At 57.1% G+C, this 22,887-nt stretch carries 17 protein-coding genes and 1 pseudogene; 10 read left to right on the forward strand and 8 right to left on the reverse strand.

The genetic code is table 11. The annotated features are described in order from the left end of the window. The first annotated feature begins 17 nt into the window (after positions 1-17). From M1D34_RS31460 to M1D34_RS31470, 3 genes are all read left to right on the forward strand, one after another. Positions 18-4,631, forward strand: a complete 4,614-nt coding sequence (locus tag M1D34_RS31460; RefSeq protein WP_498786527.1) for a GMC family oxidoreductase — start codon at positions 18-20, stop codon at positions 4,629-4,631. Between the two features lie 55 nt (positions 4,632-4,686). Then, on the forward strand, positions 4,687-5,559 hold the full coding sequence (locus M1D34_RS31465) for a methyltransferase family protein (RefSeq protein WP_498786528.1): 873 nt from the start codon (positions 4,687-4,689) through the stop codon (positions 5,557-5,559). A gap of 1,051 nt (positions 5,560-6,610) precedes the next feature. Continuing rightward, positions 6,611-7,621, forward strand: coding sequence for a pentapeptide repeat-containing protein (locus M1D34_RS31470; RefSeq protein WP_498786530.1), 1,011 nt, complete (start codon positions 6,611-6,613; stop codon positions 7,619-7,621). A gap of 665 nt (positions 7,622-8,286) precedes the next feature. On the opposite strand, the gene M1D34_RS31475 is transcribed toward M1D34_RS31470, so the two are convergent. Continuing rightward, a complete protein-coding gene (locus M1D34_RS31475; protein ID WP_498786532.1) occupies positions 8,287-11,349 on the reverse strand; it encodes a DEAD/DEAH box helicase in 3,063 nt (1,020 codons plus the stop codon). Positions 11,350-11,510: 161 nt separating this feature from the next. Between M1D34_RS31475 and acpS the strand changes: the two genes are divergently transcribed. Then, on the forward strand, positions 11,511-11,912 hold the full coding sequence (acpS, locus tag M1D34_RS31480; RefSeq protein WP_498786534.1) for a holo-ACP synthase: 402 nt from the start codon (positions 11,511-11,513) through the stop codon (positions 11,910-11,912). Here the strand turns inward: acpS and M1D34_RS31485 are convergent. The 6 genes from M1D34_RS31485 to M1D34_RS31510 all read right to left on the reverse strand — a co-directional run bounded on the left by M1D34_RS31485 (position 11,909) and on the right by M1D34_RS31510 (position 16,451). Further along, positions 11,909-12,820: a nucleoside triphosphate pyrophosphohydrolase family protein gene (locus tag M1D34_RS31485; protein ID WP_498786536.1), complete on the reverse strand. Its 912-nt coding sequence runs from the start codon at positions 12,818-12,820 to the stop codon at positions 11,909-11,911. The two genes, acpS and M1D34_RS31485, sit on opposite strands and share 4 nt — an antisense overlap. A gap of 59 nt (positions 12,821-12,879) precedes the next feature. Beyond that, complete coding sequence (locus M1D34_RS31490; protein ID WP_498786538.1) at positions 12,880-13,992, reverse strand: nucleotide kinase domain-containing protein; 1,113 nt, start codon at positions 13,990-13,992, stop codon at positions 12,880-12,882. A gap of 73 nt (positions 13,993-14,065) precedes the next feature. Then, positions 14,066-14,899 (reverse strand): thymidylate synthase family protein, encoded by an 834-nt coding sequence (locus M1D34_RS31495; protein ID WP_498786540.1) that lies wholly within the window; start codon positions 14,897-14,899, stop codon positions 14,066-14,068. Further along, entirely contained in the window at positions 14,892-15,779 is an 888-nt protein-coding gene (locus tag M1D34_RS31500) for an ImmA/IrrE family metallo-endopeptidase (protein ID WP_498786542.1), read from the reverse strand. Before M1D34_RS31500 ends, M1D34_RS31495 begins: the two co-directional genes overlap by 8 nt. Before the next feature lie 4 nt (positions 15,780-15,783). Further along, a complete protein-coding gene (locus tag M1D34_RS31505; protein ID WP_498786544.1) occupies positions 15,784-16,146 on the reverse strand; it encodes a helix-turn-helix domain-containing protein in 363 nt (120 codons plus the stop codon). Further along, positions 16,143-16,451, reverse strand: coding sequence for a hypothetical protein (locus M1D34_RS31510; protein ID WP_498786546.1), 309 nt, complete (start codon positions 16,449-16,451; stop codon positions 16,143-16,145). Before M1D34_RS31510 ends, M1D34_RS31505 begins: the two co-directional genes overlap by 4 nt. Positions 16,452-16,731: 280 nt before the next feature. Between M1D34_RS31510 and M1D34_RS31515 the strand changes: the two genes are divergently transcribed. The 4 genes from M1D34_RS31515 to M1D34_RS31530 all read left to right on the forward strand — a co-directional run bounded on the left by M1D34_RS31515 (position 16,732) and on the right by M1D34_RS31530 (position 20,628). Beyond that, positions 16,732-17,235: a hypothetical protein gene (locus tag M1D34_RS31515; protein ID WP_498786548.1), complete on the forward strand. Its 504-nt coding sequence runs from the start codon at positions 16,732-16,734 to the stop codon at positions 17,233-17,235. A 404-nt stretch (positions 17,236-17,639) separates the two neighbouring features. After that, positions 17,640-19,169, forward strand: a complete 1,530-nt coding sequence (gene istA, locus M1D34_RS31520; RefSeq protein ID WP_498786635.1) for an IS21 family transposase — start codon at positions 17,640-17,642, stop codon at positions 19,167-19,169. Between the two features lie 12 nt (positions 19,170-19,181). After that, positions 19,182-19,919 carry an IS21-like element helper ATPase IstB gene (gene istB / locus M1D34_RS31525; protein ID WP_012477343.1) on the forward strand — a complete coding sequence of 246 codons (738 nt, stop codon included), beginning with the start codon at positions 19,182-19,184 and terminating at the stop codon, positions 19,917-19,919. Positions 19,920-19,953: 34 nt separating this feature from the next. Next, positions 19,954-20,628 (forward strand): dCTP deaminase domain-containing protein, encoded by a 675-nt coding sequence (locus M1D34_RS31530; protein WP_498786637.1) that lies wholly within the window; start codon positions 19,954-19,956, stop codon positions 20,626-20,628. A 142-nt stretch (positions 20,629-20,770) separates the two neighbouring features. On the opposite strand, the gene M1D34_RS31535 is transcribed toward M1D34_RS31530, so the two are convergent. Beyond that, a complete protein-coding gene (locus M1D34_RS31535; RefSeq protein WP_498786551.1) occupies positions 20,771-21,826 on the reverse strand; it encodes a thymidylate synthase in 1,056 nt (351 codons plus the stop codon). Positions 21,827-22,227: 401 nt separating this feature from the next. On the opposite strand from M1D34_RS31535, the gene M1D34_RS31540 reads away from it, so the two are divergent. Together M1D34_RS31540 and M1D34_RS31545 are read left to right on the forward strand one after the other, a co-directional pair. Next, entirely contained in the window at positions 22,228-22,470 is a 243-nt protein-coding gene (locus M1D34_RS31540) for a type II toxin-antitoxin system Phd/YefM family antitoxin (protein WP_498786553.1), read from the forward strand. Further along, positions 22,467-22,885 (forward strand): annotated as a pseudogene (locus M1D34_RS31545) (type II toxin-antitoxin system VapC family toxin). The gene M1D34_RS31540 and the pseudogene M1D34_RS31545 overlap by 4 nt, the downstream one beginning before the upstream one ends. Positions 22,886-22,887 lie beyond the last annotated feature (2 nt).

The following is a 22,887-nucleotide window of genomic DNA, read 5'->3' on the forward strand; positions in this document are numbered from 1 at the left end:
GGAGGATCGCGCGGACAATGACGACGGAGGCGCGGCAAGCAGCGATAAAGGCAGCCATCGCGCAGGCGAGCGATCCCGGCACCACGCCGTTCGACTACATCGTCATTGGGTCGGGGGCTGGCGGCGGTCCGTTGGCTGCGCGCTTGGCATTGAGCGGCCGGCGCGTCCTCGTCATCGAGGCAGGCACCGATCCTGCACTCGACGACGCGAAAGGACTGAGAGAAATCTATGAGCTTCCAGTCTACCATGGTGCGGCGACAGAGGATCCGGCAACAAGCTGGGATTTCTCAGTCCGCCATTACGAAGATGACGAAAAGCAGCGCGCGGACACGAAATACGACCCAACCCGAGATCCCTCCCGGGTGGACCGAACAGGCAAGGGCGGCATTTTCTATCCGCGCGCCGCCGCCCTCGGTGGCTGCACTGCGCATCACGCCATGATCGTCATTCGTCCGAACGACTCCGATTGGGACGAAATCGCTCACCTCACCGGCGACGACAGCTGGCGCTCGGAAAACATGCAGGGGTATTTTCCGAAGATCGAGAAATGCCTCTACTATAAGGTCTACAAGGGCTTTCTCGGCAGCATCCTCGGCGGCCTTCTGGGGCTGGTACAGGCAATCGCCACCTTCATTAACCCGCGGCGCCATCTCGATCCGAACGGCCACGGCTTCAACGGCTGGCAACCGACGAGCTTCATCGATCCGCTCGTCATCGCCGGCGTCGCTCGCCGCGACCTCACCTTCCTCGGCCTCATTTTCGATGTCGTCTGGTCGGCACTTGCCAGAAGGAACACGCGGTCGATCCTGAGGCGGGCACTCGCGCATCTGCAGATCATCCAATTTCTAGATCCGAACGTCCGCGCGAACGAGATCGACACCCGCGCCCGCCTGTCGCTGATTTCGATTGGAACGGATGGCAAGAGACGTTACGGATTGCGCGAATGGCTGCTGGAGGTGGCCGGCAGGCATCCGGAACGCCTTGTCTTGAAAACAGGCGCCCACGCGACGCGCCTAGTCTTCGATAAGGACGAAAATGATGACGCCCCACGGGCGATCGGCGTCGAGGCGGTCCTGGGGGAATATCTGTATCGCGCGAGCAAGCGCAGCGGTGAGACCAGTGCCGGAGATATCGTTCAATATTTTGCGCGCCGGGAAGTCATCGTCTGCGGCGGATCGTTCAATACGCCCCAACTCCTAATGCTGAGCGGCATAGGCAATGCCCGAAAGCTCGAAACGCTCGAGATCGCCGGGCTGCGCGACAGGCACGGAGCGACGCTCGCTCCGGTGGTCGACCTTCCGGGCGTCGGGGCCAATCTCCAGGACCGCTACGAGGTCAGCGTCATCAGTGAAATGCGCCAGGATTTCAGAACGCTGAAGGGAGCGACATTCCGGCCCGGCGATGACGGCGATCCCTTGCGGGCCCAATGGCTGGCGGACAGGACGGGGCTTTACGGCACAAACGGGGGGGCCTTGGCGATGATGCTGTCGTCATCGGCGAACAGGAACGAGGGCAATCCCGACCTATTTGTATTCGGCGTGCCGGCGGCTTTTCGGGGATACTACTGGAATTGGTCGGAAGAACTCCTCAGGCCAACCAAGGGAGCACTCCAGGACCAGCGAAATCTCTGGACGTGGGTCATACTCAAGGCCTACACGGACAACAATTTCGGCACGGTCGAACTCCGCACGCGCGATGCCTTCGACGTGCCCAACATAAACTTCCATTCCTTCTCGGAGGGCTCGCCCGACCATGGGACCGATCTCGACGCGATTTGCGAAGCGATCCGGCGCGTGCGCGAGATCAACGGAAGGATCACCGGCATGAAAGGAGAGATCCAGCCGGGCAGGAGCGTGGGGAATGAATCGGCACTCAGGAAATGGGTGCAGGATGAGGCATGGGGGCATCATGCTTGCGGAACCTGCCGCATCGGTTCGGACCGTTGGCAATTCAACGTGGCGCGACTGCGTGACAGGGGCGCTGTTCTTGACAGTTCCTTCCGGGTCCACGGCATTCGCAATCTCCGTGTCGTCGACGCGTCGGTGTTTCCGCGAATTCCAGGCTATTTCCTGGTCACTCCGGTATTCATGGTCGCCGAGAAGGCGGCCGATACGATCCTGGCTGACTCGCCGGCATATCCCAGTGAAATGGAGCAGCGCGAAGCGGCTGCGATCCACCTGCGTCGTCAACAAGTGGACAAGACGAGAGGCGCGGGCGAGCCGGCCCCGACCTCGCTACCGGAGGATTGCATCGGGCTGGCGTTGTCAGGGGGCGGCATCCGCGGCGCTACCTATTCGCTTGGCGTTCTGCAGGCTCTCGCGGCTACGAGGATCTTGCGCCGCATCGACTTCCTATCTTCAACATCTGGTGGCGGCTATGTCGGCGGGTTCCTGGGACGGCTCTACACGCGTTTTGCTCCGCACACCCCGGACAAGATCGATCGAGTCGAGGCCACCCTTGCCGATCCGAACTCTCCGGAAATCTGGTGGCTGCGCCGCTATGCGGACTATCTCGTCGGCAACGGCCGCTCCGATGTGCAAACGGACGTCGCGATCATCGCGAGGAATCTGACAGCCGTGCTTTTTTGCGTGGCCGCGCTCTTCCTCGGCTGCCTCGGGGCATTGCGGTGGGCATCGGCGGCGCTATTGCCAGTCGGCATCAATGGCTGGAAGATTGCATCCGTGCCTGTCTCGCCCTGGTGGCTTGCACCGACGGGGGTGCTCCTCCTGACGGTCCTGCCGATATCTATCGGTTATTGGCTGATTTCGAGTTCAGGGACGAGAACGCCCTATTCACGATTTGGTGCTTTTGGATGGGCGGTATTGTTGGGCTGCGCAATTGCCTTGATCGGCGGCGGTCTCGGCGGCGAGGCCATCATCGCCACGGCGGTCCTGTTGCTGGCTTGGGTTTGGCAGGAAGGAGTGCACTGGAAGATCTCGCCGCATACCAACGGCAGCGGTTTGGGCGCCCTCTACCGGAACCGGCTGTCTCGCGTACTCGGCAGCGCGTTGCTGATATTTGCGGCGACTGTGGGCTTTGTCCTCATCGATAGCCTTGCGCGGTTCATTGCGGCTGGAGACGACATACCGCTCATGGTGGGATCCATGCTGGCCGCCCCTCCTCTTCTGCTATCGCTTCGGCCGCTCGTCCTCCGTCTGTTTCGGCGCGACGACTCACCGATGGAGGCAAAGACCGGCGTCAGGGTGCTATTCGGCGCGTTTGCATTTTCGTTTGCCGTCCTGCTGTTTCTTGCTCTCGATATCTTGGCGCACAGCGCGTTCGATCGCGACCTTTCGACGGGCGTTTGGATGACACTCGCGGGACTGGCCATTTCAACGGCGGCAGGCCGGGCCGTCAACTTCCTCAATCTCTCGTCCTTGCAGCAATCCTTGACCCAGAAGGTGATCCGGACATTTCTTGGCGCATCGAACGATCGGCGTGTTCACCCTACGGGCACTGATGCACCGGTGCCGATTCAAGTCTTCGAGGACGATGACGACGTATGGTTCGACGATTATCATCCCGAACTGACCGGCGGGCCGCTGCATCTTATAAATGTCTGCATCAATCAGACGGTCGATCATATTTCGGGACGCCAGCTTCGCCAGAACAAAGGACTGACAATGTGCCTCGGGCCGGGCGGCATCAGTGTCGGCCAGCAATACCATGCAGTATGGGAGGCTCGAGGTGATGATCTTGCCGCCAACAAAGCGGTCGTGCGCGCGCTGCCCGTCGCGCCTGACCCGCACAAGTTCCATACGCTCGGCCAGAGGTCGGGCGATACGGCTATCGTCGAGCAACTGACGCTCGGGCGTTGGCTCGCGATTTCAGCCGCTTCGGTGTCCACCGGAGCTGGCCGCAACAGCAGCCTGCCGATGTCCCTATTGCTGGGGCTGTTCAATGTTCGCCTCGGATATTGGTGGGATAGCGGCATCGATGCCGGCAAACGCCCCGGCAGATATCCTCCCGATCTGTGGCGGCGAATAAAGTCGCTGCCATCCGTCATCTTCGCCGTGCAGGCCATGCTACTGAATGAATGGCGTAACTTTTTCCACGGGCCGTCCGCGCGGCGCTGGTATTTGAGCGATGGCGGGCATTTCGACAATACCGGTCTTTACGAACTCATCAGGCGACGCCTGCCGTTCATCATCGCCGTCGATGCATCGCAGGACGAGCGGTATCAGATGGACGATGTCGCGACCCTGATGCGGCAGGTGCGCCTCGACTTCGATGCCGAGCTCGTCTGGCTTGATCCTGGCCCGGCCGCATCCGTTTCAGCGGCCTGGCAAGGTCTGGATAGCGCCGCATCGCCTGCGATCATACCCGACTGGATCAAGAGCCTCGTTTGTCGGCCCGACAGGCTGGGGAGCCTTACTGAGATCAAAAGCAATAATCATGCCTGTGGTGCCTTGGCGCGCATCGTTTATCGCGATCAGCCTGCTAGGAGTAGCTGGCTTCTGTTAATCAAGGCCAATCTTGCGCCCCCAATCCCGGCCGACGTCCAGAACTACGCCGCGACCCATCCGAGATTTCCCAATCAGGCAACGATCGATCAGTTTTTCGATGACGATCAGTGGGAGAGCTACCGGTCTCTCGGAGAATGTGCGGGCAAGGCAATTTTCCAGGCGTGAGGCGTCACCCCCTTCAGATCGCAGCCAGTGGGTATCGCGAACAGGGAGAAACGAAATGGGCAAATTTCCGGAACCAACTGCCGAGGAGATCAGGCTAAGACGGAGAAAGGTCTTCGCCTTTCTCTATGGAAGCTTCGTCTACATTATCGGCGTCTGGGGCATACTGCTCTACACCGTTGGCTTTGTTGGCAACTTCTTTGGGCCGATCATCGACAGCCGATTCGGCAATGTCTTTCCTTGGAAATCGATAGACATGGGTGCGGTGGAGCCCTTTTGGACCGCGCTCACCATAGATATAATGCTGCTTGTCGTCCTGGGTCTGCAGCATTCCGGCATGGCAAGACCGACCTTCAAGAACTGGTGGACAAGGATCGTCCCGCAACATCTTGAGCGATCCACCTACATCGTCATCGCGATTGCCGCTCTGGCGCTGCTGCAATGGCAATGGCGGCCGATACCAGACATTATCTGGCACGTCGAAAGCCCCTTCTGGCGGCAGGTGCTGGGATGGATATCGTTCGGTGGCTGGTTGACGGTGCTATGGGCGACAATTCTGGTCGGCCACTGGAAAATCTTTGGCGTCGATCAGGTGATCGATTTTATCGAAGACCGACTCTACACGAGAGCGTCCCAAACCACGCCAGAATACTACAAGGTAGGCTGGCCGATTACCATGAAGGGCCTCTGGTATCATTCGCGCCACCCGGATTTCCTCGGTTTCATCATAGCGTTCTGGATCACGCCGACCATGACCGTGGGACACCTCGTATTCGCAATCGGACTGACGATATACATCATGATCGGGATTTATTTCCTAGAACGCAACCTCATTCAGCTGTGGGGTCCGGATTACGAAGAATATGTGAAAACCCGATCGAAGATCATCCCCTGGTTCGTCAGGCGTCGCCCGGTTTCGACACACTCGTGACGGTCGAACCTTCTAACGCCGAGCTGCAAGAAAGCGAACAGGCGTGTCCCGAACGTTGCAACGACAGTGGCGGTCGTTGCTACACCGTTTTTTTAAATGCCGCCATCACTAGACCTAGCCCCATAGAGGGTACCAGAGAAATGAAGCGCAACCGTTTCACCGAGGAACAGATCACGGAATGTCTATCAGCACTGACCTTTAATTCGGCTCTTTAGCTCGCGAGCGGTTCTTGAGACGCAAGGATACGTTTCCGGCGTCGACGATTTCGGCGTGAGAAGTGCGGTGATCATCTTGGCATCGCCGAACACGCTCCGCGACGCCAGCATGGTTCCAAAGGTTGCTTCCGCGGAAGCCAAACCCACGCTCGACCGAGGGAAGATTTGACCTTGCAGTCGTGACGCCGGGCTGAACGTGTCGGTCCCGCGACCTCGATGTCGGTATCGTGGCTGCGACGTCAGGCTCTGAGTGCGCTAATGTGATCCTTTCTGCGGCAGCTGTCGCAATGGTGACCAGACTATCACCCCCGGTGGCGCGTCATTCAACCCGTAAATGATTTGGGACCGCGGCCCCCTACATTCCGGTCGTCTCGCTTCTGCAACTCGCAGTAAACATTAGTTGTGAAAAGCAAGAAGTGAAAATAAAATCCGCGTTAGAGTTTTGTGCTTCCAGATAATGCGGTCAGGACGGTTGAAATTTGGCACGGCCTCCAGCTTCTACTACGCAGGATGATCTCAACCGGGCACTGATACATAAGGCCGGTTTAGAAGCACGTCTCCTTGAAAGGCAACTTGATCCCAAGTTCGATCGTCTAGAGCGTCTCAAGACCATTGCGGGCATGAGTGGAGCGGTTCTGGCTGCAGTTGCCATTCTGAGCGCCGTTGGTTCCGTCGCTGGATGGCTTTGGGATCAAAATCAAGTGCGCCAGACGCAGGCTGAAGAGAGACTACAGCGCGGGCTAGCTGCCTTGGGCGCTGATGCTCCATCTACGAGGGTCGCGGGTTTATCGAGCCTCCGTTCATTTAGTGGAGCGAATGATCCGCGAGCGACACAGATGCTTGTCTCTGTGGTTAATGCGTTGACGGTGGAGCCAGATGCTCGAGTCCGTGCGGCGATTGTGGCGTTCTTCGAAGAAGTTCAGGAACAGTCATTTCCCCCCGAAAGGTTGATCCCATCACTCAAGGCTCTCGTTCGCGCCAATCGATTGGCTGTTTTAAGAACGGGTAGTTGGCGATCGAACCCAGAAAATCCTCCGGCCGAACTATCGGCAGGCGGAGAATTGGACTCTCAGGCGAAAGTCCTTGCGTCCTTGCTTCGGGCGGGAGCGCGGGGTGATGTCTCTGGGACCTATCTCCGCAACGTCAACCTATCCGGGATAGACCTCCAGGGCTCTAATTTTCGAGGAGCGGATCTATCGCATAGCGCGTTCAGGCGCAGCAGGTTAGATGCCGCGGACTTTCGAGAGGCCCGCCTTTCCCGAACCGATTTTTCTTATGCCATTCTCGAGCGCGCCAATTTTTCAGTCCCTCCACTTGGGGACGAATATCCTAGGACCAACTACATCCTCTTTGACCTGCAAAACACCCCTGATCCGACAGCCTTGCCGTTCGAGTCTCCAAACTTTCATTGCGCAAAGCTGGCGGGCGCGAATTTTGAAAACCTCCTCGTGTTCGTGGATGTCGGGGAGGGCTATGAAGATAAAAAGTTCTTCAATTTCGATGGCGCCGACCTGCAGGATGCGAGTTTCGGTACGAAGCCGCTGCTTTGGCGGGTCGCGCCCAAAATTGAAAACCGGGCGATTGCTCCTGGCATTCACGGCGGTTGGACCTATGACGTAGCTGGCAAAAGCATGGTCGACATCGGCTACATCGCACCCGAGACCAAGCTCTCGACGAAGGCACCTGAGAGCGATTTTGCGTCGAGATCGGGTTTCGACGCACTGAGTGTGACCACGCGTCTCGATGAGGCGAACTGGCACAATGCCGCCCTTCCGGTATGGATGAAACAACTGCTGCGAAGTAGTGCGACATCTCCGTTTTTCCGACCCGTGGATTGCGGGCGGTAAAGGGCTGACAAGCAGCTAACCGCACCTGCTCCGTTCCTGCTTCGGAAGACATGATCGCTTCTTGGGTGGCATGGTCTTCGCGCACCTTAAGCCTTAACGCATTCTGAGGCTCGATAGATTGCGACTACGCGGCCCCTGTGGTGCCCGCGATGAGTTCCACCTCGCCGCCATTGCCCAGAACCTGAGGAAGTTGGCCAAGATCTGCAGCCGGCTGTCAATCGGCACTGAACTTTTGCATGCCGGTTCACAGCCGGCGGACGGCGATCCGGGCCAGTTAGGGCGAGGAGGTCACGTCGACCTCAATCGCCACGTCCTGAGCGAGCTGCTCTACCGGCTTCAGCCTGGCTTCTTCAACACCATCGACCCAATGCAGAGTCTCCACGGCGGGAGTCATGGTGGCCGCTTTGCGCCCCCATGTCGGTCGTAGAGCTCAGCTTGTCACTTCCCGTAAGTAGACATTGCCCGCGACGAAGCCGGAGGTCTCGGTTGCGGACTTTCGAGACATTCGGATTCGCGATTGGTACGGACGCGTTCGACCCGACTGAGACGATCGCAAGCCGGCAACATGCCCCAGTCGGGGATGTCGACTCCTATCCTCGCCTTGAACAGAATCGAAACGTCGGTGACTGAGTTCAAATGTGGCTCCGGTAACGGTTTGGCTGCGTTCACTTCGCACAGAAAATTTTGAGCTGGACGCCGACGGATTGACATGCAGAAAACGCCGACACGATCAAATGATAGAATTGCAAAACATGCGCCTTGGGTTGCGGACGCTTGAACTCTTTTTCCAACGCCTTTTTAGATAACATCCCCCCGGCGCATACCAGCCAGATCGATCGTTCCGCACCCGGTGATCGCTTGACCTGGTCTAACATACGTCGGAACGCAAGCGAGTCTGGCCCTATGCGCGTTCGAGGCACAGTGTCGGTCAAATTGTCTTTGGTCATGCTCCAATCGTTGTCGAATTTCAGTTTTTCGCCAGGAACACTTAAGCCATCGCTCTTCAAATAAGCTAGGTTTTTCAAGCCTTGACCGGAAACATCGTAGAAGCCGGAAGTCGCCACACCGACCTCGTTCGCCTTGGGATGTTTGTGCTTACAGACGACGAAGACTACGCGCTGGCTATTTGATCTGTCATCTACCGCAATAAAGTCGCCAGCTTCGGTTCCCAGATCGTCGCAAACCAGAGCGGGGAACGTAACTCCAAATGCATTCCGTCCCTTGCCTTCAATCAATTGCTCGTCCACAAAGCGAAACAAAGATCCCTCTCTCCGTGTCGCCAAGGTCTCACCACCGGGCGTGCCCTTTTCCGAGGTGATTCCTGCGAGTTCGTCGATCGGCGTGATCAGGTCGAGAACGAGCCCAGCCGCGCCATTCGGCTTCCTCAGATCGAGGTCGATCACATAGAAGGCCCCGTCGACATAGACATGACGGTGATCGGACGTGATGATCCTAAAGGCTTGGCTCCGGTTTAGACGTCGCGTCAGCGATACTTTCGGATCACTGGTCGACTTGATCTCGCTGAGCGTGTTCGAGATTAGCCAGTATTTTTTCTTTTGGCTGTCCCATTTCAACCAGATCGCATGTGCCGTGCCCCCTATCATCAGCTCAAACTTGAAGGGCCCTGGTGCCTTTGGTGTTGCATCCGGGATTACGTCAACGCACATCCCATCTGGGTCGACCTCAACACGGCCCCCTGCCAAGGTGAAGGCCTCAGTGAACTCCTGCATGTCTATCAAAATGTTGATCGGCGTCTTGTCGTCGGGAGCCGAAGCAGCCAAAGCAAAGCGGTCGAAGATCGGCATTGAGGGCCTTGCAAGGTCGATCGTGTTGCTGACCTTGTCGGTCCATTCTGCGAACTCTTGTGCAGTCACGGTATAGCCGGACCCATCCCTCACCCTGCTCCGCGAGAAGCCGATCGTGCGCCGCGTTTTGTCGACTGTACCTGTAGCACGCGTCACGACGTTCATATGCTCACCCATGAAGGTGCCTGAGCGATCGAGCGACTTCGCCGCCAATGTACGCGACCGGAGCGCCAACGGGCCAAGATCAGTGTTCTTAACTGCAAGAAAGGAGATCGAATTCGATTCTTCCTTTGGTAGGAGCGACCGTAAAAATTTTGGAGTTAAACGCGTCCCTACATTCTCGATTTCGTCGAACCATAGACCCGCACTATCATACAAAAAGAGCCGGTTGCCCGATCGTGCATAGATCGTGACATCAAGCGAAACCGACTGGAATAGTGCCTCAGAAAGAAAAGGCGACTGCGTCAGACCCAGCGAGACGTGAAACCGGCAATTGCCCCCTGCAGCTGTACCGACAAGCTTTTGAAATCGGTCCTCTTGCTCGAGCAGCGCGGATACATCGGACTGAAACTGGTCTATGTCGAAACCAGGCAGGATCTCGTAGACGACCGCCGCCTTCGGAAAAAGGAGATCCTGCGCCAGACCATCGTCATCTTCAAGATCCAGCCGTGTGCGAAATTGACCGTCAATGAAGTCCATTTTCGGAAGGGCGTCGACAAGCTTGCGGAGAACCTGCTCACTATTGCGCATCGGTGGCTTGCCGCCGTTATCAAGGCACGCCTTGTCGTAGGTAAGGAATGATCCCCACTGCTCCCTCACCCCGTCGTCGTGTCTGGCCAGGACGATCGCGTCCGATACTTTCTTTCCGATCTGATCGGCAGGCTGTCGGGTCAGCCTACCGATCTGTTGTACCAGCATTCGGGTGCTGTTGAAGGGCTCGTAAAGCGCAAGTATCGTGCAGGACGGATCGTCTATCCCCTCGACTAGCATGAATTGATGGATAAGGAACTTTTCTGGGCGCGTCCGAAGCGGTGGAACGTCTCCACGTCGCTGGGCACCGATCTCGCCGCTTTCTTTGAATGTATTGTGCATCGCCAACACGCCGTCGTCGCGACCGTTCAGCACCCTGCTGAATGCCGCAAACAATTGGGTGACGGTTGCCTCATTCGCCGCCCTGACGATCACCTTGCTATTCCCGGAAAAGGTACCATCAGCAACTAGTCGATCCCGCACGGCCACGATTTCGCGGGCGAATTCCAGTGGATCTGAGCTTAGATTGCGCTCGTCGATTGTCACGCCGCGGATCAGCGCCTGCTCAACGGCACCTGCAAAAGGCAAAAAGTAGATGTGGTCGTCATCAATGTCGAACACCTTCATGTCGCCTCGGAAAGGCGTGGCGCTGAAGAGTACAGTCGGAACGGCGAAGCCACGAACGACCTTCGCCCAAATCGGGGCTGGCTCGCGGTGGCCCTCGTCGAAAAGTATCGTTCCAACATGTGCCGTCAGGCGATCGATCGCATGAGCCGCATAAATTTGCTGGACGGCTTGTATCGTCGCGACAACGATGATCCTCTTGCCTGCGCCCTCGGCAATTTTTCTTGCGAGATCGTCGATCGAGCCAGGAAGCGCCTGCAACACGAGGTCCGGACGCCAATCCGCGGATGCCGTAATCCTAGCCCAGAACGCGCTTTCGAACTCGGTCTTTAATTGATCCACAAGGGCTGCGGACGGGCAAATTACGAGCACGGGCCTGGTCTCGGCGCGTAGCGCAGCTAACACCGCCATGACGCCTGTCTTACCGGTCCCAGTCGGCATATGAACCAAACAGCCTTTGTCGCTTCCGGAAGCAAAATATGCGTGACATTTCGCGACAGCAGCCAGCTGATGAGCCCACAACTGTAAATCTAACGGGTCCCTTGCCATTCGCCCCCCTGAAACCGACCAATGTGACCGAACTCGCTTAGTGTCTCCCTACACGCGTCGAGGATTCCAATACAACTAGAATGAGAGCCTTTCCCAGTTATTGTCGATTGAAGTGGATGCGGACACGCCACCTTGCAAAATGCGGGGGTGGCTTTTAAATCGTGAAGTACCTGACGGAGGGGATCGATTTGGCGGTTCTGGGACATGGGGTTGACCTCGTCGATGTGACGGAAGTCACAGCATTGCTGAAGCTGTCTAATGACTTTCTTAATCGGGCCTTCACCGACGAGGAACGCAGACGTCTTCTAGAGATCGCCGCCACGCCCGAGCGCATCGCCGCGCGATTTGCAGCAAAGGAGGCGGTCCTCAAGGCACTCGGATCGGGATTTGGTGGCGGACCGTCATTTCAAGACGTCGAGGTTTTCACCCGACCGTCTGGAGCACCGTACGTGATCCTTCACGGTCCGACCCGGAAACTGTCTGACAGCCTCGGTGTGAGTTGCTGGCTAGTTAGTATTAGCCATGACGGCGGCAAGGCTATCGCCAGTGCCATTGCCACCTAAAATCTCGATAGGCCCTGATCGTCTAGACATTCGATCGGCGGTTCATATTCTATTGAACTGTCATCCAAGTCGATGCGAACATGGCCGCCGCGGTTTGCAACCATCTGGCGCCAGATTTGGAACCCTTTTAAGATCGCAACTTCCCAGCTGGCTAGGGAGCACCGCCCCACTTCCAGATGGCGCACCATGCTCTTGATGGTCCTCAACAGTTCATAGTCAATCTTCTCAATGCTTGCGAGAAAGTTGTGGGCGCGCGCATAATCGAACGCGAGCGCCACGACCGCTTCCTCAAGAATCCGGGCACGTCCACCGTCCTCTACCTCATCCAGCAACGGCTGGCTCTTGCGCTTACGTTTCAAGAAAGCTCGCAAATTGGGCGACCAACCTAGCAGTGCCGCATACGACAGGTGAAACACATCGTGGTACCGGTAGCCGTCTGAATCGTAGGCGTTATCGCCAAGCGGCGAACCGATGCGTTCCCCATTGACGGATATCTGCACCAGAGGTCTGCCATCAACCAGCAACTCGGTGAACAATACATCCATTTGTCGTGGAAGACGCTCTGTCTCTAAGCATGTTCCGTCAAGCGGCAGGCTTTCACGATGGGTTGCCCAGCGCTCCTGAACCTTGGCGAGGTTGGACTTGGCAACATTGTCGACGTCGAGATCGAACTTGCCGGCGACATTGGCGAGATACCAAAGCAGTTCGCCCAGTTCCTCCCGAACCCTGTCCTTGAACAGCTTGTGCGCGTCACCGTCGCGCATATGCTTCTTGTATTCGCTCAAAAGTTGGCCGGCTTCTCCAGCCAAGCCCAACATCGGTACGATCAAGGCGTCGGGTCCGTCCTTTCCTGCAGCAGCGGAAACATCAGTACGAAGCGCTTCAATTTGATACGCCCGAAAGTCCATTCGTCACTCCCACTCCTTGCACCGCCGGCGTCTGCCTCACTGACCGAAGGTCGGAACATTTAAGGCGCGGCGCCGGAAACCTCATTTGGAAAGGCTCCTGCCTGGATACGCTCGTTCAATCCCCATTTCGGCGGATAGAAGAAATCGATCGGCTCGGACGCCTGGCTAAATTTCTGCTTGATGCGCGTGCGTCCGGTCCTTCCGGCAATTTCCGGATGAGCGACACGCGAAAATTTGTCGATCTCGCAGAACAGATTTTGGCAGTCGATAAGCTGCAGTCGCCGCCCCCAGAGGGAAGGGAAGTTGATACCAAGCCGCTCGAATTCTTCTTCCTGCTTGTCAGCGACAAATCTGATGAGTTCCGGCTCATTCAACCCGCCGAAGTCTACGAAGCACTTGCGGAGACCGTCGCGGGCCCCTGGACCGGGAATCACAAAATCCATCTCCGAGAAGTTCGTGATCGTGCTGTAATTGATGTCGGTCGCGAACTGATAAGCTAGGAAATCGCCGATCGTGGGGTAGGCCCGAAAAAGCTCGAAGGCGGACTGCATCGAGCTTGCATCCTGCATCTTTATCGGAAGTTGGTCCTTCATCATCTCTTCCAGCAGCCGCAAATGGTTCTGGTGTTTAGCTGGATAGCCGAATGCCGAGCTTCCCGGAGGCATGATGTACGCGGCCGAGTAAATGGTTTCGCCACGCTGCATGGCGCGTCCGAGAACATCGCAATAGAGTTCAAAGTTGTACTCCGAGTAGGCAACCGCCCCTAACTCGGCCTCAAGTAATTTCCAGGTTTCGATCTTGTTGAAGAGCTTGAATAGGATGATCCGGAAAAATATCTCGGCGTTCGAACTTGGCAGGTCGTCGCGATAGATAACGTTGCGGATCAAATACTGGCTTACGCGATCAGATGCACGATAGGCATTCGTGAACTTATATGTCGATAGCACGGAATTGCGCGTCCAAGGTTGAGGCATTCGTTTCGCGCGCTTGAAAAAGATGTGTTGGCGCTCGGCAGCAAACCTCCAGTAGCTCTCATACACGGCCGTCACTTTGAGTGGGCTGAGATGCTGAACGATGATGCTCGGCGCCGGTCGCCATTCTTGTTCGCTAAGGGTTGTCCCCCACAGAAGGCTCTTTCCGGCGCCGTCGATATCGAGTGGCAGCTGCGCCATGACTTCGCTCGCCTTGCGGCGCGAAGGCGTCGATACTCGCGTTCTTGGTTTTCTGGTGTCACTCTTCACGTGCTCAATTCGCTGCGGCGGCAAGATTTAGATTTTGTTCCGCAGTGCCCAATTTTTGTCGTTTGCTGATTGCGGCCTCAGCGGCCGCGATGACGGGGATCAACCCGATATCCGTCTTAGAGATTCGCTCGAGCTTTGCTACCCCGACCGTAACGTTGAGGCGGACAAAAGGCATTTTCAGCTCAGATGCCATAAACTCGCCCAGCTGCTTCAGCCCAAGGTAGTTGCCGTAGGCTTTGTCGAAGATCTGCTGAGTTGCATAGAATGCATTGAGTACAAGTCCGCTCTTCGTGGGAACGAAGGTGACATGCTGCAGACAGGGAAAACCAAGCTGAGCGCTGGGCGTGTGATCGCGCTCCGGGTCGAACGTTGTCACCTGCATCATGGAATCGCGAACTCCGTCACGCCCATCATACTGCGAAATCACATACTCGAGCTGATTGCCGTCGCACGGCCCCCGCCCGTACATCATCATCCTCTCGAAATACAGCCCCCGACCATTAGCGGTGCGGTTCATTGCTTGATAGGCGGGAAAGGCCATCTTGTAAAAGCTGAAAAGCTTGGCACGATCGCCCTGCGCCATCCGCCAGAGACGTTCTGGGAAGATCGTGTAAGCCACGTCCTCCACAACGCACTTGCCTTTGCTCTGCAACAAAGTGTCGAGCGATTTTCGGAGCTTGTCGTCTTCCTCATCGAACTCAGAGATCGACAAAACTAGCGGGCTGACCTCCTTGCCGCGCCCCTGGGCAACACGAAGCAGAACCCTCGCATACGCACGCGAGACGCTCGTCTCATTGACAATGAACGGCTCCATTGCGACGCTGTTCGACTTACTCATCAGTATCCTCCTCGAGGTGACGAAACTCGGCCAGCCCTACATATTGCTTGCGGGCGATGCGCACGAAGACCGCCCAGCCGGTGTCGGGCTGGATAACTCTAACGATACCAGGATGGCGCGCTTCAAAAAGGCGACCGTCGGGCAGATCCGTGACGAAGGTGATTGCTTCATTATCTGGTTCGCAATCCGTGGGCAGAAGGAGGCTCATACCGACTTCGACATCGACGATAGAAGTGCTCCAAGCGGTGTCGACGATGACGAGCGGCTCGGCGGACAACGACCCAAGCAGAGCCGCCCGGATCGCAGCAGGCTTCTGCTTCTTCAGGACAGTCGCCCGTGGCCGCGAGAGCATGTTCAAGGACTGTGAAAGGTGGGTGATCAGGGTCGTGTATCCGACCCCATATTCGCAGGCAATCTGGAAGATCTGGAGCGGCGTCGCCGAGTCTGGCTTCCAGCCGCGCTTTGCGAAAGCTTGACGCATTCCAAGGATCGGCATCAAGACAAAACCAGCAAAACTGTCCGCCAGAAATTCTTTCGGATCCTCCCAGGGATTTTCCTTTGCGTCTTCACGCAATTCGTCGATCGACGAACCATGCCCGAAGACGTGGTGACCGAACTCATGGGCACAATTGAAGGCCCGCCGCGGGAGGGGACGACGCGCCGAGAGATGTATCCGCGAAGGTGTGCCTCGCTGATACATGCCTTCCATGTTAATATTGTTGAAACGCACCTGAACCTTATGCGCCTTGCAGAGTGCATAGATGCAGATCGGATTGACTAGGTTCAGGCCAGCTTTGGTGCGAGCGGCAATCGACGCCGTCATGGCCTGGTTTGCCAAAGCATTGCGATCCGGCATCGTATTTTCGCTCCTGAGCTTCATGGACTTACTGTTCCTTCGGGTCAGACGTGTCGTCACGCATCGCCGCAAGCAGCTTCAGCAGACGCTCAAGATCTTCAGGCTTTAATTTGGTCAGCTCGCGCGCCGCGAGTTGCAATCTCGGGTCGGCTGCGTCCACCGTATCGGGAACTTCGCCCATCAACCAGGCGACGCTCACGTCATAGAGCTCGGCCAATTGCGACAGCTCTTCGGCCGAGACACGCCGATGGCCGGCTTCAAGCTCCGATACGGAGGGGCGATGCAGCCCGAGGAGTTTCGCGACCTGGCCTTGCGAAAGCCCTGCGAGCTTGCGCGCTTCCTTCAGACGTTCTGCCAGTTGTGCGCGGAGTTCGGTCGGGTTGTCTGTCATGCCGCTTCCACCGCCGCCTGAGCATCGAGCTGCTTGATCAGCGTGCAGACCAGCGCAACTGTTTGAGCGATCGTAAGGGCCTGCTTCGTGGCATCGTCGACGAAGATGTTGACATCCGGCGGTATCTCCTTGCCGAGCGCGGCGCCGAGCATGCCGGCTGCGACCGGCCAAACTTTACTATTGAACTTTGGCAACTCCTCCGCCGGTCGGACGGTCGGATCGAGCGTCGGGCAGGCTTCCTGGCTAATGGCCTGGATCGTCGCCAAAACGTCCATCAGGTGCTTTTGAACATCGGTCGGGTCCATCGCTTCCTCCGTTTCTTACATCCGGTAAGATAATCTTACGCAACGCAGAGTCAAGGGGTGACGTTCGCCACTCTCCGAAAATACGCAAAGCGGCCGGAAACTTGGACCCTGACAACTTATCTGTGCAATCTTTCCGGGAGAATTCACTTCTCGCATTGCTCCGACGTGCGCCGGGCATGTAGGTTTACGTTGTTGAATTCTGCTTTGAAGGTCGCCACTTAGGCCACGTGACCATAATCCCATATGTGGGATGGTGCGGGAGAAGATGGAAGGTAGTCGAATGAGCCAGGCATACGATTTTTTGGCTATGCAACAGGCGCAGTTCCGCCACGATCAACGGAACCATTCAGATATCATTTGCCTTCCGAAGTCGGATCGGCTCAAGCACTACGGCCTCCACTTTGCCAAATATGTGGGTCGGCTTGCACGGGGAAGCGCCGAGCAGAAGCCCACAGATCAGACCCTTGTTGACATGACCTTGGTCTGTTTGAGCGCTGCCAACGCTCTGCATCAGCGCATTCAAGACGATATTGAGAAACATTCGCAGGACCGAAGTGACCAGGTCGATCCGCTTCGTTCGCTAGCGGATGCTGCTGGTCGGTTCGCCGACGCCTGCGAGAAGATCGACCACTTGGAAGATTTTCTGCCGATCGCCCGGCTAGCGAACATCGACGTTTTGAGCTGGACGGTGCGCCAGGCAAGGGAGCGCGGGATCGATCTCAACCAAGCCATCAACGAGCGGCGTAAGGAACTCGTTGTCCGGCAATTCTACATCGCGGATTGACGCCAATGGCATTTTGGAGCAGCCAGACACTCGAAAACCGCCTAAGTGAGTTAGTGGTTGGGACAGGGTCACCCAAGGTTGACTGCAATTCCATCGAGTTGACAGTTGGGCGAGAGGTCTATGTCACCCCCAATCTCACCGACATTTATACCACTACAAAACAGCAGCTACAGGACGAACAAGCCTTTCAAATCCCTCCGGGTCAGTTCGCGTGCAAATTCCGAGGCAATCCGCCCCCTGATTCCGAAATGATCTCGCCCCCCAATTCCGAGAAATAGTCGCCCCCTGATTCCGAGATGATGCCGCCCCCATCGGAAAGCATCTGGCGTGGGTGTTCTGCTGGTGTGAAGTTTCTTCCTTCGACGTGACGAGGAAGGAACGGGATGCCTGCGGAGAGACTGGAGATGCGGCGTGTCCGCGAGATATTGAGATATCGCTTCGAACAAGGACTTGGCCACAAGTCGATCGCGGTTCGGGTTGGAGCTGCGCCATCGACGGTGCGCGAGACGCTTCGGCGTGCGGCCATTGCGGAGCTATCGTGGCCGTTGGGTGACGACGTCAGCGATGCAGTCCTGGAAGCGGCGCTTTACAAGGCAGCCGGGACGAAGACGGGTCATCGTCGGAGCCCTGAGCCGGACTGGGCGCAGGTCCACCGCGAGCTGAAGCGCAAGCATATGACGCTGCAGATCCTTTGGGACGAATACATCAGCCGTTATCCGGAGGGCTATCGCTACAGTCGCTTCTGTGACCTCTACCGCGGCTGGGCGATGAAGTTGCCTGTGACGATGCGGCAGGATCACGCGGCCGGCGACAAGCTGTTCGTCGACTACGCCGGCGACACGGTCACGGTTGTCGTTGATCGGCTGTCCAGCAAGACACGGCAGGCGCACCTGTTCGTGGCGGTTCTGGGAGCATCCAGCCTTTCATATGCGCAGGCACGTTGGAGCGAGACGCTTCCCGACTGGATTGAATGCCATATCCTGGCCCTGGAGTACTTTGGCGGTGCGCCAGCCTTGCTGGTTCCCGACAATGCCAAGGTAGCGATCATCAAGGCCTGCCACTTCGATCCCCAGGTCAACCGGACGTATTGCGGGATGGCGGCCCATTATGGCAGCGCCGTCTTGCCGACGCGGCCGCGACGCCCGCGGGACAAGGCGAAAGTGGAAGCTGCGGTTCGTATCGTCGAACGCTGGCTATTGGGCCGGCTGCGCCATCGCATCTTCTATAGTTTGGCCGAGGTCAATGCGGCGATTGGCCAATTGCTCCATGATCTCAATGATAAGCGCGTTCTGCGCCGTGTCGGCGCCACGCGCCGCCAATTGTTCGAGGAGCTTGATCGTCCGGCTTTGCGACCGCTGCCTGTCGAACGTTATGTCTTTGCCGAATGGCGTATCCGGCGCGCCGGGCTGGATTATCACGTCGAGATCGAGCGGCACTATTATTCCGTTCCCTATCGCTTTGCCCGCGAGCAGGTCGAGGCTCGTATCACCGCCAATACGATCGAGATCTTCCACAAGGGCGAGCGAATTGCCGCTCACCGGCGCTCCAGCGGCAACGGCAAGCACACGACGATCCCCGATCATATGCCCTCTGCGCATCGCCGCTTTGCCGACTGGACGATTGAACGGATTCAACGCGAAGCCTCTGCGATGGGGCCGGATGTTGCGCTGTTGTGCGAGCGCATTCTTGCCGACAGGCCTCATCCCGAGCAGGGCTTTCGAGCTTGCCTCGGCATCATCCGCCTCAACAAGAGCTTCGGCCGCGACAGGGTCAATGCCGCTTGCGGCCGTGCGTTGGAGATTGGCGCACGAACCTATGGCTCGGTGCGATCCATCCTCGACAATCACCTTGACCGGACGGCTGCCTCAAATGGAGCGGCGCCGCATGAACCGATCCATCACGCCAACATCCGCGGACCTCGCTATTACCACTAAGGAGAACGAAAGATGCTTGCCCATCCAACACTGGATAAATTGAATGCCATGGGCCTGGCCGGCATGGCAAAGGCCTTTGGCGAACTTGTTGCCAACGGCGAAGCCGAACATCTCTCGCACGCCGAATGGCTCGGACTGCTGCTCGAACGGGAGTGGAGCTCCCGTTACGATCGGAAGCTTGCGGCACGCCTCAGGTTTGCCAAGCTTCGCCACCAGGCCACCCCAGAAGATGTCGACTATCGCGCCGACCGCGGCCTCGACCGTGCTCTCTTCATGAAGCTGCTCGGTGGCGACTGGATCAACGCCCATGACAATCTGGCCATTTGCGGACCCTCGGGTGTCGGAAAGAGTTGGTTGGCTTGCGCTCTCGGCCACAAGGCTTGCCGAGACGATCGCTCAGTTCTCTATCAGCGTGTCCCAAGGCTGTTTGCCCAGCTTGCGCTCGCGCGTGGTGATGGCCGCTACGCCCGCCTGCAACGAACCTTGGGCCATGTTCAGCTCCTGATACTGGATGATTGGGGGCTCGAGCCGCTCAACGAACAGGCCCGCCACGACCTGCTGGAAATCCTCGAAGATCGCTATGGACGCAAATCAACGATCATTACCAGCCAACTTCCCGTGTCCGCATGGCACGGCGTCATTGGCGACCCAACCTACGCCGATGCCATACTCGACAGGTTGGTCCACAATGCCCACCGCATCGAATTGAGCGGCGATAGTCTGCGCCGAAATCTACCGCGCAAAGCTTGACACCTCGCCTGAATGAACTGACAACAATCATCGCCTGCAGACCCCACTAAACAGGGGGCGAGATCATCCCGGAAACCGGGGGCGCAATCATCTCGGAACAAAGGGGCGGCTTCATCGGAATCGGCAGTTCGCGTTCCTGCTCACTGAAGAGACCGTGAAGGTCCCACCGACAGCAATGGCTTTCATTTCCATGAAAGCGACATTCAAGATGCGGGGCTTGATCAATGTGTCAGGATTTCACGTCGATCCAGGTTGGACCGGCCCGTTGGTCTTCGCCGTGTTCAATGCTGGACCTTCGCCCGTTCATCTGCAGCGTGGCCTACCCTTGTTCCTGATTTGGTACGCCGAACTCGATCACGCCTCCGAAAAGCGGAAGACACAACCCGGCTCGACTTCCATACCTCCAAGCTTCATCAGCAGCCTAACAGGCGGGAATGATACGCTGCATGCACTTGATCAACGGCTAAAAGACGGCGTCAAGAAGCTAGAAGACGAGGACAAGAGGCTTGACCAGCGGCTTCATGAACTAAGGAATTCACAGACGAAAAACACGGTGATTCTCACGGTCTTAACAACTATCGTGATCGGATTAATCGGGTTCGCCTTTAGGGAGTCAATCCTGTCCATGGTGCCACTGCGGCCGCACGCAGCGGAGAGTATCACGGCCCCGCTTCCAACCCTCCCAGAACTACAATCGCGCAAAAATTAGAAGCCGTGTCGCGCCATCCATTCAGTCTTCCCCTGAGACCGACTGACCGAATAACTTCAGAAATGTTTTCGCTTAATAACTCGATTGCCACCATTGGAAAATGCCATTCCGAGGAGATGGTGGGAGGCTTGCAGCCGCTTGCTCACTTTTCTGGCTCGCAAGCCGAAAAGAAAGACAAAATCCTAGTGTGCTTCATCTCACGAAGCAGTGCGGGCCGACGTCGGCCGAAGTGCTCATAAGCAGAAGCCACCATATCGCTTTCATCCAGTTTGGCCATCTCCACGATCAACTCGGTATCGGTCAACTGTGGTTCGAGCCACTTCAATCGAAACACCTCCAAGGCTCCACGTAGAAAGCTGTCATCGAAGAGTTGTAGTTCTGCAATCGGCTCTCTGGGTTGAGTTCTGACCCTATGTTCCAACTCGAACCATTGCGCCAATCGATCGGCAAGATCAGACCAACTAACTGAGAGCGGCAGCCGCGGGATCCCGAAATCGTACGGCGAGATACCATGAAATCTTGAGACGATGGCCGGCGCAGTCTTGAAGTGGCGTTCGTAAAGGTGGAATGAAGCGGCAAAGAAGGTTGCAGACCCGACCTCGGTACCAGTCCATCTCGCCATCAGTTCATGGAGTACGCTCCACTCAAAGGCATTTGCGCCGGAAAAGCCCCACATAGCATCGTTGCTGCGAATGGCGATGCTCATGTTGAGGCGGCCGTCGCGGACAAGCCAGCTGATCCAGTTGTTGCACGGAATGTCCTTGCTATCGACGTAGTCGAGTCCCGGATCGAACAAGCCCATGACCGCTCGACGAGTGGTTTGGTCATTGATGAGTAACTTCCGAACTTCTTCTACCTGATCCACCCTGTCGTGCCACCGACGCAGCCTCGGGCCGTAGCCCGCTCGCCATACTTTTCGATCATCGGAAAAGTCAGGCGCGCGCGGAAGGTAGTGGGTGAGCCAATCGATGTCGTTTCGACCGGCCAGAACCCAGATTGACTCGGCTATTTGCGCAAAGCAGTCGTTCAAGCGGCCAGGAAGGAATAAAAAGCGTTCCAATGGCCGGTCGAGCACCGTGACTTGGTTGAGGATCTCGCGGGTTAATTGACCACGGACGGTGACCTGATCCCCCTTCCCCATGATTTCCTCGAAACTGCCAGCCGCAGCGAAGCTGATGTTCCTATAACGATTAGACATTTCGGGTTACGGCTCCGGAGAATTCTTCCGTCGTAAATGTAGCCAATGAGCGCGGCGCGCAAGCCCCAACCGAAGGGCTGATGTCACAATCGACATCAATAACGACCACAGCCAAAAACCCGTCCCGGTTACCAGCAACTCCCATTTTCGCTATCTTAAGCGCCAATTAACCATATGAATTAACCTCCTTAATCGCTCAAACGGAAGTCATATTGCGTCATTTTTCCGTCATTCGGACGCCTCGTTTCCCAGGCATCTCACTATCGATAGGGACCCAGTATCGATAGTGAGATGGTCTACAGGTTGACCAACCGGTGAGTGCGCTCTATTCTAGCGCAGAACGTCAAATTCCCGATCGTCCGCATCCGCGCGGCGAGAGACTTTGTTCAACGGAGTTTCCCATGAGCGTCACTGTCAAAGTCGCCGAGGCAAAGGCGCATCTCTCCGAACTCCTGGCCCGCGTTGAAGCGGGTGAAGAGGTCATCATATCGCGGGGAAACGACCCCATCGCCAAGCTTAGCCGGGTCCGCAAGGACAATGAGCTCGGAGTCCTGATGGCAGAAGTTAGGGCGGCTCGCTTGCGCGCCAAACCCGTTACCAACGACGAGATCCTTGACTGGAAGCGGGAAGGACAACGATTTTGAGCATCTTCGTTCTCGATGCCTCGACCGCAGCAGCCTGGCTGCTTCCGGAAGAGCACAGCGAGATCGCCGAACAACTGATCGCAAGCATATCCGGCCAGTGCCCGGTCCCGGGCTCTTCTGGCACGAAGCCAGGAGCATCCTTGTAACCGCCGAGAGGCGCCAGCGCATCGCGGCGGGTCAGGCATTGACGGCAATGACCAGATTGCGGCGCCTTCCACTTGAAGACGCCGGCGCCGGTCAGGACGGATCGGTGATCGAGCTTGCGACAGTGCAAGGGCTCAGTGCGTACGATGCCGCCTATCTCGAGCTCGCGATCGCCCGATCACTTCCGTTGGCGACCCTCGATCGAAAGCTGGCGGCTGCAGCGCGGGCAGAGAAAGGGCCGGTCCTGGGGCCGTTCGGCAATGAGCACTGAGG

This window comes from Ensifer sp. D2-11 (assembly GCF_054161295.1).